Origin of the sequence: Variovorax sp. VaC1, assembly GCF_043658315.1 — a bacterium.
Classification (GTDB): Bacteria; Pseudomonadota; Gammaproteobacteria; order Burkholderiales; family Burkholderiaceae_C; genus Variovorax.
This window is the reverse complement of the sequence record NZ_JBIGLT010000004.1, coordinates 453,392-469,931: the sequence shown is the minus strand read 5'-3', so window position 1 is coordinate 469,931 and position 16,540 is coordinate 453,392. Positions and strand designations below refer to the sequence as shown.

The following is a 16,540-nucleotide window of genomic DNA, read 5'->3' as shown; positions in this document are numbered from 1 at the left end:
GGTCCTCGGACCGGCGGCCCTGGAAGGAGTCGCGCATATCACGTATATGCAAATTGCAAGCGCGTGATCGCTTTTAATTTAAGCCTATTTGTGATGAATTACTGAAAACTAAGGTTCGCGGATAAACTGTGCGTAACAAAAAACAACTGTTAACTAGATGTTTCATGGCGCTCAGAATGCGATCGCCGTTGTCATCCCCACATTCAATCGCCGCGAACGCCTTCAGCGTGCGGTGGAAAGTGTGCTGGAGGAGACGCGGATCCCGATCGTCCTGCATATTTTCGACAACGCCTCGTCGGACGAAACCGAGCTCTACGCGCGCGAGCTTTCGGTGCGCGATGCGCGGGTGGTCTATACGCGCAATGCATCGAATATCGGTGGTCACGCGAACTACGTGAAGGCGCTCGACAGCGTCAAGGCTGCTTACTTCGTCCCGCTGGCCGACGACGACTACCTGTTGCCCAATTTCCTGCACGATTCTTATCGAATCCTTGAGGCGCATGAGAGCGTGGGGGCGGCCGTCTTCGTGACGGAAACACGCACTGACGACGGCGCCATCGGGATGACATACCCGGAGCATCCCGACAAGATACGGCTCGGGCTGGTGAACCCGCATGACCACATGCGCGACTGGCTCAACCATGGGCACTACAGCTGGAGCTCGGTCCTCTGGCGCTCGAGGGTGCTCGCCGAAGCGGGGGCGCCCTACCTGCACGTCGGATTGCCCAGCGACGTCGACTTCCAGGCCCAGATCTTCTGCACGTATCCGGTCTACATCGTCAACCGGCTCGGCGCTGTCTACACGCAGCACGAGAACCAGGCGAGCATGGGGTACGACCTGTCGCATATCAAGTCTTGGGGAGCGCTGTTCAAGCGGCTGGACCGCGCGATCCTCGACCGGGGCCTCTTTTCGGTGGAGGAGTATCTGCCTCTGCGCGCGAAGATGCAGCAGCGTTACCGGAGCACCTGGAACATCGCTGCCAAGGGAGAGCTCGATTCCCGGCAGCTGGTATCGTCCGCCTCCGCCGCCGGGTTCCGGCTGGGCGATTGGCCGCTGGCTTTTTCGCTCATCGATACCCTTCTTGCTGCGAAGCCCCGTGCGCAGGGGCTGGATGGCTCCGACGAGACTTCGGTCCTGTTGCTGCCCGAAGACGTAGTGGCTGAGGGCGCAAAGCCGAGCCGTCCACAGGGATTCCTCGCGTCGGTTCTGTGGAGTTTCAAGGCTGCCAGCTCGGTGATCGCCTCCGCGAAGCGCACTGCGGCGCAGTTGGAGGTCACTTGCACGACACAGGAGCTCGCCCTGTCCGAGCAGAGGACGCTGGCTGTGCAACTGCAACAGAAGTGCACCGCCCTGGAAGCCGACCTCGCTGATCAGAAGGTGCAGACCGCCGTCACTCGGGCTGAGGCCGATGAGTGGCACTCGAAGTTCGACGCCGTCAATGCCAGGGTGTCGGCACTCCAGGGCAAACTGCTCTTCAGAATCCTTCGCAAGCTCCGCCTGATGCGAGTCTAGTGCTGGAAAAACTGCGATCCGCAGAGCGTGTCCAGCGCACAATGTCGCCCTATGAAATTCGTGAACATGACGAAAGCCATTGACGGCGCGTACGCTGCCAGTAAGGCAGGTCCGCGCCGGCTGCCGGGCCATCCCCAAAAGGCGCTCCTCCGATGAAAGCTGTCATCCTCGCGGGCGGCCTGGGCACCCGGATTTCGGAAGAAACGCACCTCAAGCCCAAGCCCATGGTGGAGATCGGTGCCAAGCCCGTGCTGTGGCACATCATGAAGCTCTACTCCGCCCACGGCATCAACGACTTCGTCATCTGCTGTGGCTACAAGGGCTACATGATCAAGGAGTACTTCGCCAACTACTTCCTTCACATGTCCGACGTGACCTTCGACATGCGCAGCAACCAGATGCATGTCCATCAGCGCAAGGCCGAGCCCTGGCAGGTGACGCTGGTCGACACCGGCGAAGACACCATGACGGGCGGGCGGCTCAAGCGGGTCGCGGAGTTCGTGCGCGATGAGGAGGCCTTCTGCTTCACCTATGGAGACGGTGTCGCGGACATCGATATCGGCAAGCTGATTGCTTTCCACGGCGCCCATGGCCGCCTGGCGACGGTCACCGCCGTGCAGCCGGCCGGACGCTACGGCGCGCTCGAGCTCGATGGCGACGCGGTGCGTGGCTTCGTCGAAAAGCCGCGCGGCGATGGCGGCTGGATCAACGGCGGTTTCTTCGTGCTGTCCCCGAAGTGCCTGGACTACATCGAAGGCGACCGCGCGAGCTGGGAGGGCGAACCCCTTGCCCAGATTGCGAAGGGCGACCAGTTGCGCGCCTTCGAACACGCGGGCTTCTGGCAGCCGATGGACACGCTGCGCGACAAGATGCACCTCGAGCAGTTGTGGGCGACCCAGGCTGCGCCCTGGAAGGTGTGGGCGTGAACCCCGCGTTCTGGCGCGGCAAGCGGGTCCTGGTCACGGGGCACACGGGTTTCAAGGGCAGTTGGCTGGCGCTCTGGCTCCAGGCTGCCGGCGCCGAGGTCCACGGTTACTCGCTCGCGCCGCCGACGTCGACCAACCTGTTCACAGAGGCCCGTGTCGCCGATCTCATGGCGGGACACGCACTGGGCGACATACGCGATCTCGCGGGGCTGCGGCAGGTCGTTCGGCAAGCCGCGCCGGAGATCGTCTTGCACCTGGCCGCGCAGTCCCTGGTTCGTCCTTCCTATAAAGACCCGGTGGAAAGCTACGCCACCAACGTGATGGGCACAGTGCATCTGCTCGAAGCGGTGCGCGCCGCTGGTGGTGTCCGGGCCGTGGTCAGCGTCACGACGGACAAGGTCTACGAGAACCGCGAATGGCATTGGGGCTATCGCGAAGACGAGCCTCTCGGAGGGCTGGACCCCTATGCCAGCAGCAAGGCGTGCGCTGAACTCGTGACCGCGTCCTACCGCGCCTCGTTTCTCGCCGAGGCCGGCGTGGCCGTGGCCTCGGCGCGCGCCGGCAATGTGATCGGCGGTGGCGACTGGGCCGAGGATCGCCTGGTCCCGGATTTCTTTCGCGCCACCGACAAGGCCCTGCCGCTGGAGGTGCGCCATGCCGGCGCCACGCGGCCATGGCAGCACGTGCTGGAGCCGCTCGGCGGCTACCTGCTGCTGGCGGAGCGCCTCGCAAGCGGCGACCCCTCGTTCGCGCAGGCCTGGAACTTCGGCCCCGCCGACGACGATGCGGTGCCGGTGCGCGACCTACTGGACCGGCTCGCGCGCCGCGTGCCCGGTGCGCAGTGGCGGGAAACATCCCCTGGCGGCGTGCACGAAGCCAACTACCTGAAGCTCGACAGCAGCAAGGCGCGCGCGGCGCTGGGCTGGCGTCCCCGCTGGACGCTCGATGACGCGCTCGACAAGACGGTCGAGTGGCATCGGGCCTGGCGCGCCGGTGAAGACATGCAGAAGGTCTGCCGTTCGCAGATCGGGGCTTACCAGGGCGACGGCGGGCATGGTCAGGTTTGATGTCCATGCGACGCCGCTCGCAGGCGTGATGCGCATCCAGCGGCAGAAGCTCGAAGACTCGCGTGGCTTCTTCAGCCGCTTCTTCTGCGCGGAGGAATTGGGTGCCGCAGGGTTCTCCGAGCCCATTGCCCAGATCAACCACACCCTGACCCGGCGGCGCGGCGCGGTGCGCGGGCTGCACTTCCAGCACCCGCCGCACGCGGAAGACAAATTGGTGAGTTGCCTCAACGGCCAGATCTTCGACGTTGCGGTCGACCTGCGCCGGGGCTCGCCGACCTTCCTTCAATGGCACGGCGAAATACTGAGCGCCGAGAACGCCACGAGCCTGCTCATTCCCAAGGGCTTTGCCCATGGTTTTCAAGCGCTCAGCGACGACGCCGAACTGCTGTATCTTCATTCGGCGCCCTATGCCGCGGCGGCCGAGGGCGCACTGAACGCCCGCGACCCCGCGCTCGCCATCGCCTGGCCTCTTGCCTTCACCGATGTGTCGGACCGGGACGCCAGCCATCCCTTCATCACCGACGAGTTCACGGGTCTTCCTGGATGAAATGCCGCCACTGCCACGCCGAGCTGAATCTGCCGTTCATCGATCTTGCGACGGCGCCGCCTTCCAATGCCTATCTGCACGGCGATCAGCTCAACGCGCCTGAGAAGTGGTATCCCCTGCGGGTCTTCACCTGCACGCAATGCTGGCTGGTGCAGACCGACGACTACGCGCACCACGCCGACCTGTTTTCCAGCGAGTACGCCTACTTCAGTTCCTTCTCGTCCAGCTGGCTCGCGCATTCGCAGCGCTATGTGCGCGACATGGTGAAGCGCTTTGCGCTGGACCGCAGCGCCCATGTGATCGAGGTCGCGGCCAACGATGGCTACCTGCTCCAGTACGTGCGGGACGCGGGCATTCCGTGCCTGGGCATCGAGCCGACGGCCAGCACCGCGAAGGCTGCGCGCGAGAAGGGCATCGAGATCGTCGAGGAATTCTTCGGCGTGGCCCTGGCCGAGCAGCTTGTCGCCTCCGGCAAGAGCGCCGACCTGACCGCGGCGAACAACGTGCTGGCCCACGTGCCGAACATCAACGACTTCGTCGCGGGCTTTGCCGCGGTCCTCAAGCCGCAGGGCGTGGCGACCTTCGAGTTTCCGCACCTGCTGCGGCTGGTGTCAGAGTGCCAGTTCGACACGATCTATCACGAGCATTTCTCGTACCTCTCGCTCACCTCGGTGTGCCGGATGTTCGAGGCGAATGGGCTCCAGGTGTTCGACGTCGAGCAGCTCGAAACCCATGGCGGCAGCCTGCGCGTGTTCGCGCAGCGGCGGGACACGGGCAAGCGGGCGGTCGAGCCCGCCGTGGCCCGGGTGCTGGCCCTGGAAGACATGGCGGGCGTCTCGACGGCGGCCTACTACGAGGGCTTCCAGCAGCGCGCCGACGACGTGCGCGACGGGCTGATGTCGTTCCTGATCGAAGCACGGCGCGCGGGCAAGCGCACCGGCGCGTATGGCGCCGCGGCCAAGGGCAACACGCTGCTCAACTACGCCGGTGTTCGCGCCGGCCTGCTGCCCTGGGTGGTGGACCGTAATCCGGCCAAGCAGTCGCTCTTCATGCCCGGCAGCCGCATCCCGATCGTTGATGAAGCGCACCTGAAGCGCGAGCGCCCGGACTATGTGCTGATCCTGCCCTGGAATCTCAAGACCGAAGTCATGAGTCAGCTGGCCTATATCCGCGAGTGGGGCGGCCGGTTCGTGTGGGCGGTGCCTGGGATCGAGGTCTCATGAAGATCGCGGTCACCGGCGCCAGCGGCTTCGTGGGGCGCCACGTGCTGCAGGCGCTTTCCCGCACCGACGGCGTCGAGGTGGTCGCCGCGTCGCGCGGCCCTGCGGGCGACTGGCTGCCTACCGGCATGCGGCATGTCTCGCTCGACATCGCCGCGCCACCCGCTGATGCGTTCGCAAGGCTCGGGCGTCCCGATGTGGTGATGCATCTGGCCTGGGACGGACTGCCCAACTACCAGGCGCTGCATCATTTCGAATTGCAGCTGGGGCAGCAGTACCGCTTCCTTCGAGGCCTTGTCGATGCCGGCCTGCCATCGCTGTTGTGTACCGGCACCTGCTTCGAGTACGGCATGCAGTCGGGCGAGCTGCACGAGTCGCTGGTGACGGACCCGCGCAATCCCTACGGCTTTGCCAAGGATGCCTTGCGGCGCGAGCTCGAGTTCCTGCAGAGCGGCAGCAAGCTCCAGCTGACCTGGGCGCGTCTTTTCTACATGTACGGCGAAGGGCAGGCGCCCAACTCGCTCTACAGCCAGTTCATGGCGGCAGGTCTTCGCGGCGACGACGTCTTCAAGATGTCGGGTGGCGAGCAGCTGCGCGACTACCTGCATGTGTCCGAGGTTGCCTCGGCGCTGGTTGCGCTAGCGTGCCGTACCAGCGGGGCCGGTGTCGTCAATGTCTGCTCGGGGCGCCCCGTGTCGGTCCGCGCGCTGGTCGAAGGGTGGCTCGCGGCGCACGCGTGGCCCATGAAGCTCGCGCTCGGACACTTTCCCTATCCCACCTACGAACCGATGGCGTTCTGGGGAAGCAACGCGCGATTGACGCAATGCCTGGAGAACCGTTGATGGACCATGAATTGCTCCGCGTCGAAGACCTGCCGGTGCTTCAGAACAAGGTCTACCCGCATGCCGAAGCGGCCCGCAGCGCGCCCAGGGGCCGCATGGTGCTCGCGCAGAGCCGGACCAACGGCCTGATCTTCAACAGTGCATTCGATCCCGACCTGCTGAGCTACGACGCCGACTACCAGAACGAGCAGGCGTGCTCGCCGGTGTTCCGTGAGCACCTGGACAACGTGCTCGGCATCGTCCGGCGCCATTTCCGTACGCCTTCGTTGATCGAGGTCGGCTGCGGCAAGGGCTATTTCCTGGAGCACCTGCGCGCGGCCGGCTATGACGCCACCGGCATCGACCCGGCCTACGAGGGCGACAGCCCGCATGTCGTGAAGGCGGCCTTTTCCGAGGCGCTCGGCATGACCGCCGAAGCCATCGTGTTGCGCCACGTGCTGGAGCACATCCGGGATCCGCTGTCGTTTCTGCGCGCCGTGGCCCGTGCCAATGGCGGACAGGGAAAGATCTACATCGAGGTGCCCTGCTTCGACTGGATCTGCGAGCGGCGTGCCTGGTTCGACATCTTCTACGAGCACGTGAACTACTTTCGCGCGGCGGATTTCCGGCGCATGTTCGGCCGGATCGACGAGATGGGTCATCTCTTCGGCGGGCAATACCAGTACGTCGTGGCGGACCTGTCGACGTTGCAGGATCTCGCGCCCGAAGCGAGCGAGTTCGCACTGCCCGAAGATTTTCTGGGCGGCATCGAACGAAGCAAGGCGCTCGCCCGCAGCACCGAGGGCCCGAAGGCCATCTGGGGCGCATCGTCCAAGGGCGTGATCTTTGCGCACCACCTGGAGCGCGAGGGCATCACGCTCGACCTTGCGATCGACATCAACCCCGTCAAGCAGCAGCGGTACATGGCCGGCACCGGCCTCAGAATCCTCTCGCCCTCGGACGCGCTCCAAACCCTTCCCGCAAATTCGCTGGTGTTCGTGATGAACTCCAACTACTTCGATGAGATCGCGCAGCAATCTCATCACCGATTCCATCTCGTCAAGGTAGACCAACATGACTTTTGAAGCAGAGGTCGCGCAACGCGTCGCGGCCAACGAAACCAACCTGACGCTCAAGAAGGATGCGCAGAACCTGATGAATTCGTCCATCAGGGCCGGCTACTCGTACAACTTCTCGTGGATGGGCCGCCCGATCATCCAGTATCCGCAGGACGTGATGGCGATGCAGGAGATCATCTGGCGGGTACAGCCCGATCTGATCATCGAGACGGGCATCGCGCACGGCGGCTCGCTGATCTTTTCGGCCGCGATGCTCGAGCTCAATGCGGCTTGCGGCGGCCCGGCGGATGCGAAGGTCCTGGGGCTCGACATCGATATCCGCGCGCACAACCGCCAGGCGATCGAGGTGCATCCGATGTCTCGCCGCATCTCGATGATCGAGGGCTCCAGCACCGCGCCGGAGGTGATCGAGCAGGTACGGCAGTTCGCATCGGGCAGGAAGAGCGTGCTGGTTTGCCTGGACAGCAACCACACCCATGCCCACGTGCTGGCGGAGCTGGAGGCCTACGCACCCCTGGCGACGGTCGGCAGCTACTGCGTGGTGTTCGACACCATCGTGGAAGACCTTCCCAAGGAGATGTACCCCAACCGCCCCTGGGGCCCGGGTGACAACCCGAAAACGGCCGTCCACGAATACCTGAAGACGCATCCGGAGTTCGAGATCGACCGCGCGGTCGACAACAAGCTGATGATCAGCGTGGCGCCCGACGGGTACCTGAAGCGGGTTCGCTGAATCGCGCGGTAAGGCAGAAGATCGGAGGATTGGGCAAAAACGTCACACGTATTACGTTTTTCTGACAGCCCTTTGGCGGGCAGGCGCGTTGTTGTCGTGGCGCGGCCTTGCGAGGCGCATTCTGGGTAGCCGGGTGGGCGCGCCGCCTCGCCGGGGGAGCGCAAAGCATTACGGCACAATTACATGCCCCGCCCCTGAACTGAAGAAGATTGAGATTGAATATGAAAAAGCACGCAGTAGTCACCGGTATTACAGGTCAGGACGGCGCCTATCTGGCCCAACTGCTCTTGAGCAAAGGCTATGTCGTGCACGGCACCTTCCGCCGCACCAGTTCCGTCAATTTCTGGCGGATCGAGGAATTGGGCATTCAGGACGATCCCAACCTCGTGCTCGTGGAGCATGACCTCACCGATCTCGGGAGCTCGCTGACGCTCATCAAGGAAGCCAAGCCGCAAGAGGTCTACAACCTGGCGGCGCAGAGCTTCGTGGGCGTGAGCTTCAACCAGCCCGACGCCACGGCGCAGATCACCGGCATGGGTGCGCTGCACCTGCTCGAAGCCATCCGCCTCACGGACCGCAGCATCCGCTTCTACCAGGCGTCCACCTCCGAAATGTTCGGCAAGGTGCAGGCCATCCCCCAGGTCGAGGACACCCCGTTCTATCCCCGCAGCCCCTATGGCGTCGCCAAGCTCTTCGCGCACTGGATGACGATCAACTACCGCGAGAGCTACGACATCTTCGGCAGCAGCGGCATCCTGTTCAACCACGAAAGCCCGCTGCGCGGCCGCGAATTCGTGACCCGCAAGATCACCGACTCGGTGGCCAAGATCAAGCTGGGCAAGCTCGACGTGCTGGAGCTGGGCAACCTCGGCGCCAAGCGGGACTGGGGCTTCGCCAAGGAATACGTCGAAGGCATGTGGCGCATGCTGCAGGCCGATGAAGCCGACACCTTCGTGCTGGCCACCAACCGGACCGAGACGGTGCGGCACTTCGTCGATCTCGCGTTCAAGGCGGCGGGCTATGAGCTGCGCTTCGAAGGCGAAGAGCAGAACGAAGTCGGCATCGACATCGCCAGCGGCAAGACGCTGGTCAAGGTGAACCCGAAGTTCTATCGCCCATCCGAGGTAGACCTGCTCATCGGCAACCCGGAGCGGGCGAAGCGAAAGCTCGGCTGGGAGCCCACGACAACGCTCGAAGAGCTGTGCACGATGATGGTGGAAGCAGACCTTCGCCGCAACAAGAGCGGTCACTCGTTCTGATCGAGGCCGGATTGGCCGGCCCGCACGTCCGCAACGCGAAACAGGCGCACCAAGACGCCGAAGGAAAAGAACAGTGATCAACCAACTCAAGAAGGTTGTCCGACGCTTGGGAAGGCAGGCGCGCAGCTTGGGCAGGAACCTTGGCTTCAGGGCTTCCATTGTTCGTGGGATCAAGGAACAAGGGCTGTTCGACGCCGATTTCTATCGTCGCGAGTACCCCGTCGTTGCCGCCGCAGTGTCCGACCCCTTGCGACACTACTTGACGCACGGGTGGAAACACGCGATGGAGCCCTCGGATCGATTTTCGGTACGGGCTTATCTCGGCAGGAATCCCGATGTGCGTCAAGCAGGCCTTAATCCGCTAGCGCACTGGGTGCGCTATGGAAAGACAGATGGCCGCATTCTTCCGCAGGCCTCGGACGTCGAGACTCCATGGTTCGAAGATGACAGGCCGTACCCTCTACCCGACGACGGGGTGCATTACGAACTGATGGCCGGCCGCGCGTACCTCGGCGGTGCAGGCTTCGACTTCGCACAGCGCGAAGCCGGCGCCACGGTCGCAGAGGCGGCCAGGGCGATGGCATCGAGGACGCCGCTTCTCACCATCGACGCCGCATCACCCAAGGTCTCGATCATCATCCCGGTGTATGGGCAGACACACTTTGCGTTAAATTGCCTCGATTCGCTTGCGCGGCTGCGCTCGAAGTATTCGGTCGAGGTGATTGTTGCAGACGATGCGTCGCCTGCAGCGTCACGCACGGATGTCCTCAAGGCCATTCCCTGGATCCGCTATGAGCGCCGTGCCGAGAATGGTGGCTTCCTCGAGTGCTGCAACTCGACCGTGCAGCTCGCACGGGGGGAAGTAATCGTGCTGCTGAACAGCGACACGCGGGTCGTTGATGGCTGGCTGGATGAGCTCGTCGAGGCTTTTGAGCTGTTTCCCAAGGCCGGCATGGTCGGCTCGAAGCTGTTCAACGATGACGGCACGCTGCAAGAGGCTGGCGGCATCTTCTGGCGTGACGGCTCCGCTCATAACTACGGGCGGGGGGACGACCCCAACCGGCCGCAATACTGTTTTGCGCGCCAGGCTGATTTCATCTCCGGCGCCTCTATCGCGATCCGCAAGTCAGTCTGGGATGCGTTGGGTGGTTTCGATCCGGTCTACAAGCCGGCTTATTGCGAGGACGCCGATCTCGCGTTCCGGCTGCGCCGCGCCGGCTACGAAACGTGGTTCGTCCCGACTTCTCGCGTGATCCACTACGAAGGCATCACGCACGGGCGCGACGTTACGCAGGGCATCAAGGCCTACCAGGTCACCAACCTGAGAAAATTCGCCGACCGCTTCAGCGCTGAGCTGGCGGGACACCCGCAGCCTGGCTCGAGTTCTGTGCGTGCGGCCAACTGGCGCAGCAGGCGCAATATTCTTTTCGTCGATGCTCTGACGCCTACACCGGACCAGGACTCAGGCTCGATCGTGACCAACGAGGTCATGGCCACCTACCGTGAGGCCGGGTTCGGCGAGAGCTTTTTTCCACTGCATTCGCCGTACTGGTCGAAAAAATACACCGCCACGCTGCAGCGCCGTGGCGTCTGCTGTCACTACAAGCCGTTTTCCAACGACATCGGCGAAGCAGTCGAACTTGACAACTGCTTTGACTACGCGCTGCTCTATCGCTACAACGTGGCGCAGGTGGTTCATGATGAACTGCGTGCGAGGGCTCCGGCCACGCGCTTGATTTTCGCCAACGTCGATCTTCATTTTCTGCGCGAGGCACGTGCCGCCGAAAACGCCAACGATCAACTGGCACTGCTGCGGTCCGAATCCACCAAGAAGAACGAACTTGAGATGTTTCTGCGCGCGGACGCTTCGTTCGTCCATACGCAGATCGAGAAGGACCTGATCCAGGTTTCGCTGCCGCGCCAGCTGGACAACATGGTCGTACTGCCCTGGATCTCGGAGGTGTTTCGCAATACCCCTGGTTTCTCAAGGCGGGCGGACATCATGTTCTTGGGCAACTTCCCGCATGCCCCGAACGTTGATTCCGTGCTGTTCTTCATGCAGTCGATCTGGCCCCTGCTGCAGCGAGATTTGCCGTCGCACGCCAAGCTGCTCCTCGTCGGCAATCGGCCGCCCAAGGAGGTACAGGACCTGGCGTCGGAGCGTGTCATCGTGACGGGCTTCGTGGAGGAACTCGAGCCATATTTTCTGACGTCGCGCGTGTTCGTGGCGCCTCTTCGCTATGGGGCGGGCATCAAGGGAAAGCTTGTAACGGCGCTTGCCCACGGTGTTCCGAGCGTGGCGACCCAGATTGCCGCGGAGGGTATCGCCGCGTCGGGCGAGGATCATCTTTCGATCACGGATGATCCCGCGCAATTTGCCGCGGAGGTGTTGCGCATCTATCAAGACGAATCGTCATGGCTGCGCATGCGCGAGGCCGGACTCACCTATGTCGAGCAGAACTACTCGAGGGCAGCCACGTTGAAGACCTGCATGCAGGCACTGTCCTTGGCGGACAGTGCCTGGTTCACACGGCAAGCGTACCGGCAGCAGCGGTTCTTCGAAGAGATCATGAGGGAAAACGGTGAACTGGAACCGACTCGAATCGACTAAGAAAGTCGTACGCTTTCGCCTTCGACTCGTCACGCCTTTGCAATGAACAAGAGCGAATCGAACCAGAACCGTCCCACCTTCGAGGGAAAGATGGCGACTGTTGACACCGAGAAGATCGAAGGCGGGAGTGCGTCTGCCTTCGAGGTCTTGCTCGAGGCCGCGAACGAGCGGGCGAATGCTGCGTTGATTCAACAGCGCGAGATCCAAAACTCGATCTCGTGGCGGATCACGGCGCCGTTGCGCAAGGCGGCTGACGCGATGCCCGGGCCTGTTCGCAACAACCTGCGGCGTGGTGCCAAGGCTGCCTGGTGGGCGTTGACGCCCTGGCGGATGCCCGAGCGCCTTCGCGCCCTGCGCACGAAGCGGCCAGAAGAAGAGTCGCTCGGTGGTACGTCCGATCCCGCGGATGCCTATGGTGTATGGATCGCCAGCACCGAGGCCCGATCAACCGTCATTGGCGACGCGTCCCAGGCGTCGCAGTTGTCCTTTCTTTTGGCGGCAGGACGCGATCCCGAGCCTCTTCTGCGAACCCTTTCGTCGCTGCGCTCCCAAGCCTCCAGGCGTTGGGAGGCGGTCGTCGCCATTGAGGCGGACGATACCGAGGCGGCCATCCAGAGTGCGTTGGACACGCTGGCCAAGGATCCCCGCATCCTCCGCGTTGTGGTCCAGCAAGGTTCACGCTCGCGCAGCCTGGCCGCTTGTGCGGCGCTGGCGACTGGCGAGTTCATCGCCTTGCTCGACGCTGGCGACATCGTGGCGGCAGGTGCGCTCGACGAAATTGCCGGTGCGTTGGCGCGCGCACCGCACAGCGACATCGTCTATGGTGACGAGGACGAGATCTCCTCAGAGGGGTTCCGCCAGAATCCGTATTTCAAGCCTGGCTGGTCTCCCGATCTACTTTATGCATTCAACTACTTCGGGCGCCTGACGCTGCTGCGCGCGAGCGTGGCTCGGGCGGCAGGTGGCATTGATCCGACCCTCGAAGCGGGAAGCGAATGGGATCTCAACCTCCGGACCAGCGAAGAGGCTGGCATCATCACGCGAGTTCCCAAGGTGCTGTGCCACCGGAAGAACGGAAGCACGGGGGAGCGCCCCAACCCGCGGACTGAAGCGTCCGCCGGACATCGCGAGGCACTGCGCAGGCACTGGGCGCGTCAAGGCATTGAGGCCACCATCGAGACACAGCCTGACGGCACGCAGCGCGCCACATGGGGGCTGGTCCATCCGCCGCTGGTGTCGATCATCATTCCGACCAAGGACAAGGTCGAGTTGCTGCGCATCTGCATTGATGGGCTGCTCAACGGAACTGACTACGACAACGCGGAAATCATCTTGGTGGACACCGGCTCGGTCGAGCCGCAGACACAGACCTACTACGAAGAGCTCCGACATCATGCGAAGGTGTCGATCGTTCACTTCAGCAAGAAATTCAACTACTCGGCGGCGTGCAATCACGGTGCATCGTTTGCGCGCGGCGAATTGTTGCTGTTCCTCAACAACGATATCGAGGTCCTGTCCCGCGACTGGCTTCAGGAAATGGTGCGTTTTGCCCAGCGTCCCGGGGTTGGCGTCGTCGGCACTCAGCTTCTCTATCTCGACGGACAGCTGCAGCATGGCGGTGTCGGCGTAGGGGTTCATCTGTGCGGGCTTATGTACCGCACAGCGCAGAACCAAGCGTGGGGTGTTTTCGGTTCTGCGAACCATCCCCGCAACTGGCTGGCCATCATGGGCGCATGCCAACTGGTGAGCCGCGAGGCCTTCGAGCGCGTAGGTGGTTTCGACGAAGCCTACCTGGTGGCCTGCAGTGACGTTGCGCTATGCCTGAACATCTGGCGTGCAGGCTACCGCACGGCCTATGCTCCACATGCGCGGCTGCGTCACCATGAGGGGGCGACGCGTGGCACAGTCAATCCGGCGCCCGACATGCAGCGTCTCGCCGATGACATTCGCTTGCTGGGCATTGACGAAGATCCTTACTTGCATCCGGAGCTCGATGCCCGCCAGGCGATTCCCGCGTTGCGGCTGGGTGGCGCGCCCACGGTGCGAGAGAGTCTCACGGCTGATACGCGCGCTCTCGGCTCCTTGATGTTGCCGGCCACGGTGCTCGATCTGTCCAACGACCGCACCTGCCTGGAGGCTGCGGGCCTGCCGCGGGGAGACGTTGTGTGGACACCGGAGCCACCGCATCGAATCGTCGACACGTGGTCTGCGGCGCGATGGTGCCTTGACCTGTTGCGCACACGACCCGATATCGCCCGGCGCTTTCCGGCAGCGCTGTCCGGGGGCATCAATGGGGAATTTGGTCGCTGGATTGCGAACGAAGGGGGTAAAGCGCTGCACCTGTCCGATGGCGCGCGGGCTTTGGTTGCCGAGTGTCTTTCGATGGATCTTGGCGCTCGTGCACGCCAAGCCTATCTCTTTCACGACGACATCAAAAACGCATTGCCCCACGGCTTGCTGCCGATGGGGCAGTTCGAGTTGTTTCAGTGGTTCATGCGGGTGGGGCGTCAGTTCATGGGACTGCGGCTCGAAGAGATCTGGTGGTTGTTTCGCCAGGCGTCGGAGCAGCCTGCCGTCGAGTTGCTGCGGGCTTATGCCTTTACTCCCGCTTGGCAGTCGCTCTATCCAGACGGCCTCACCATTTTCGGCCAGCGTGCGTTTGAGGCGTGGTTTAGGGCGACATACCGCGTGAAGGATGCGTGGGTCGATCCAGCCCATTGGCGCGTGGACCTCGCGCCCGCAGTTCAGATCCGCAGGGCCTACTTCGCGCGCGAGGACTGGCGCCTGCAGCATCCGTACGCACTCGACAGTGCGAGCCATGCTGCCGCGTTGATCGAATGGCTTTGCACACCCCAAGCAGCGCAGTCGTCCGAGGTTGCTGCATGGTGTGCCGCGCTCGACATCGCGCAGGTCGCGACGGAGATGGTTGCTCCCGGTGTCAACGTGATCGGGCATTTTTCCTATCCTTCGGGATTGCGCGTGTCGGTCGAGGCGCTGGTCGAAGGCCTGCAGCGTGTGGGGGTGCGGACCTCGCTGCGCGACTTGAAAACAGACCGAAAGGACGACCCGACGCATGCGAAGTTTGATGGCTTCGAAGATTTCGAGACCACACTGATTCACGTGCAACCCGAGCCCTTCTTCGACCAGGCGTTCGCCCGCAGCGATCTCCACGAGCGCTCGCCGCGCACCTACCGTATCGGCTACTGGTACTGGGAGTTCGATTCCATCCCCGAGTCCTGGGTGGCGCATGCCGGGAATCTCGACGAAGTGTGGGCTGCCACCGAATTCGTGGCGCGCGGCCTTCGTGCTCGGCTTGCGCAGCCGGTGCGCACGCTATTCCCGGGCGTGCAGTTGGGGGCATTCGAGCGCCGTCCGCGGTCGTACTTCGGCCTGAAGGACGAGCCCTACACCTTCCTGTTCACCTTCCACATGATGAGCGTGATGGAGCGCAAAAACCCTATTGGACTCATCCGGGCGTTCAAGCGCGCCTTTGGTGCTGACGACAAGGTGCAACTGGTGCTCAAGACATCGTTTGGGGATCGTCATCCGCAGCAGTTCGCGGCCCTGCAGGCGGCTGCGGCTGGAGCGGCCAACGTGACGATCATCAACGAGGTCTACAGTGCAGACGATGTGCTTTCGTTGATGGATGCCTGCGATGCCTACGTGTCGCTGCATCGCAGCGAAGGCCTGGGTCTCACCATGGCAGAAGCCATGCTCATGGGCAAGCCCGTCATCGCCACCAATTTCTCGGGCAACGTCGACTTCATGGACAACAGCAATAGCCTGCTGGTGGACTACGAGCTCGTGAAGCTGGGTAAGTCGATTCCCCCTTATGACGCGCACCTTGAATGGGCTGAGCCTTCCGAGGCGCATGCGGCCGAACTTATGCGGCGGGTATTCGACAACAAGGTCTGGGCGGCAGAACTGGGCGCTGCGGCCAGGGTCAGCGCACAAAGTTCTCTGTCGCTCGACGTCGCAGGGCAGAAGGCCGCGGCCCGGCTGGCGGAGATCCGTGCGCAGCGGCGTGACGCACGCAGCGGGCGCCAGCACGACTGATCAGGACGCCTCGACGATCCGTCCGTGCTCCAGGTGGATCACGCGATTGCATTCCTTGGCGATCAGCTCCGGCGAATGCGAGGCCAGCACCAGAATGCCGGACTTGGACACCACGTCGCGCATGCGCTGTTCGGCTTTCTCGGTGAACTCGGCGTCGCCGACCGAGAGCCATTCGTCCATCAGCAGGATGTCGGCCTGGACGCTGGTCGAGATCGAGAACGCTAGCCGCATCATCATGCCGGTGGAGTAAGTGCGCACAGGCATGTTGACATATTCGCCCAAGCCGCTGAACTCGCAGATCTCGGGCGTGAGCCGGTCGACCTCTTTCTTGCTCATGCCCATCACGAGGCCGCGCAACATGATGTTCTCGACGCCGGTGGCATCCATCTCGATGCCGAGCGAGGGGTCGATCAGGCTGGCTACCGAACCCTGTCGGGTAAATTCGCCGACCGAAGGCTCGTAGACGCCCGCGAGCGTACGCAATAGCGTCGATTTGCCGGCACCGTTGTGGCCAATGAGGCCCAGCCGGTCACCGCTCTTGAGTTCGATGTTGATGTCGCTGAGCGCCTGCACGACGGTAACGCCGGTTTCCTTGCCAAAGCGTCCACCGGTGACCGAGGCCGCGAGCGTCTTTTTGAGCGATGCCGCGCCAGCACCGTAGATCGGGAAATTGACGGCGACGTTTTTGAGAGAAATGAATGCCATGAA

At 63.1% G+C, this 16,540-nt stretch carries 12 protein-coding genes; 11 read left to right on the top strand and 1 reads right to left on the bottom strand.

Annotated elements, in window-relative coordinates; genetic code table 11:
• Positions 1-157 precede the first annotated feature (157 nt).
• The 11 genes from ACGLHS_RS19035 (at position 158) to ACGLHS_RS18985 (ending at position 15,832) form a co-directional block, all read left to right on the top strand.
• On the top strand, positions 158-1,513 hold the full coding sequence (locus ACGLHS_RS19035; RefSeq protein ID WP_394482190.1) for a glycosyltransferase family 2 protein: 1,356 nt from the start codon (positions 158-160) through the stop codon (positions 1,511-1,513).
• Positions 1,514-1,665: 152 nt separating this feature from the next.
• The gene (gene rfbF / locus ACGLHS_RS19030; protein ID WP_394482188.1) at positions 1,666-2,439 is read left to right on the top strand and encodes a glucose-1-phosphate cytidylyltransferase; all 774 of its coding nucleotides are present in this window, start codon (positions 1,666-1,668) and stop codon (positions 2,437-2,439) included.
• The gene (gene rfbG, locus ACGLHS_RS19025; protein WP_394482186.1) at positions 2,436-3,506 is read left to right on the top strand and encodes a CDP-glucose 4,6-dehydratase; all 1,071 of its coding nucleotides are present in this window, start codon (positions 2,436-2,438) and stop codon (positions 3,504-3,506) included. Before rfbF ends, rfbG begins: the two co-directional genes overlap by 4 nt.
• Complete coding sequence (gene rfbC / locus ACGLHS_RS19020; protein ID WP_394482184.1) at positions 3,493-4,053, top strand: dTDP-4-dehydrorhamnose 3,5-epimerase; 561 nt, start codon at positions 3,493-3,495, stop codon at positions 4,051-4,053. Before rfbG ends, rfbC begins: the two co-directional genes overlap by 14 nt.
• Positions 4,050-5,276: a methyltransferase domain-containing protein gene (locus ACGLHS_RS19015; RefSeq protein WP_394482182.1), complete on the top strand. Its 1,227-nt coding sequence runs from the start codon at positions 4,050-4,052 to the stop codon at positions 5,274-5,276. Before rfbC ends, ACGLHS_RS19015 begins: the two co-directional genes overlap by 4 nt.
• Positions 5,273-6,115 carry an NAD-dependent epimerase/dehydratase family protein gene (locus ACGLHS_RS19010; RefSeq protein WP_394482180.1) on the top strand — a complete coding sequence of 281 codons (843 nt, stop codon included), beginning with the start codon at positions 5,273-5,275 and terminating at the stop codon, positions 6,113-6,115. The genes ACGLHS_RS19015 and ACGLHS_RS19010 overlap by 4 nt, the downstream gene beginning before the upstream one ends.
• Positions 6,115-7,179, top strand: coding sequence for a class I SAM-dependent methyltransferase (locus tag ACGLHS_RS19005; protein WP_394482178.1), 1,065 nt, complete (start codon positions 6,115-6,117; stop codon positions 7,177-7,179). Before ACGLHS_RS19010 ends, ACGLHS_RS19005 begins: the two co-directional genes overlap by 1 nt.
• A complete protein-coding gene (locus ACGLHS_RS19000) occupies positions 7,169-7,906 on the top strand; it encodes a cephalosporin hydroxylase family protein (RefSeq protein ID WP_394482176.1) in 738 nt (245 codons plus the stop codon). The genes ACGLHS_RS19005 and ACGLHS_RS19000 overlap by 11 nt, the downstream gene beginning before the upstream one ends.
• A 221-nt stretch (positions 7,907-8,127) precedes the next feature.
• The gene (gene gmd / locus ACGLHS_RS18995) at positions 8,128-9,165 is read left to right on the top strand and encodes a GDP-mannose 4,6-dehydratase (RefSeq protein WP_394482174.1); all 1,038 of its coding nucleotides are present in this window, start codon (positions 8,128-8,130) and stop codon (positions 9,163-9,165) included.
• 73 nt (positions 9,166-9,238) lie between these two features.
• Entirely contained in the window at positions 9,239-11,776 is a 2,538-nt protein-coding gene (locus ACGLHS_RS18990) for a glycosyltransferase (protein ID WP_394482172.1), read from the top strand.
• Positions 11,777-11,818: 42 nt separating this feature from the next.
• Entirely contained in the window at positions 11,819-15,832 is a 4,014-nt protein-coding gene (locus ACGLHS_RS18985) for a glycosyltransferase (protein ID WP_394482170.1), read from the top strand.
• On the opposite strand, the gene ACGLHS_RS18980 is transcribed toward ACGLHS_RS18985, so the two are convergent.
• Complete coding sequence (locus ACGLHS_RS18980; RefSeq protein ID WP_394482168.1) at positions 15,833-16,537, bottom strand: ABC transporter ATP-binding protein; 705 nt, start codon at positions 16,535-16,537, stop codon at positions 15,833-15,835.
• Positions 16,538-16,540: the final 3 nt, after the last annotated feature.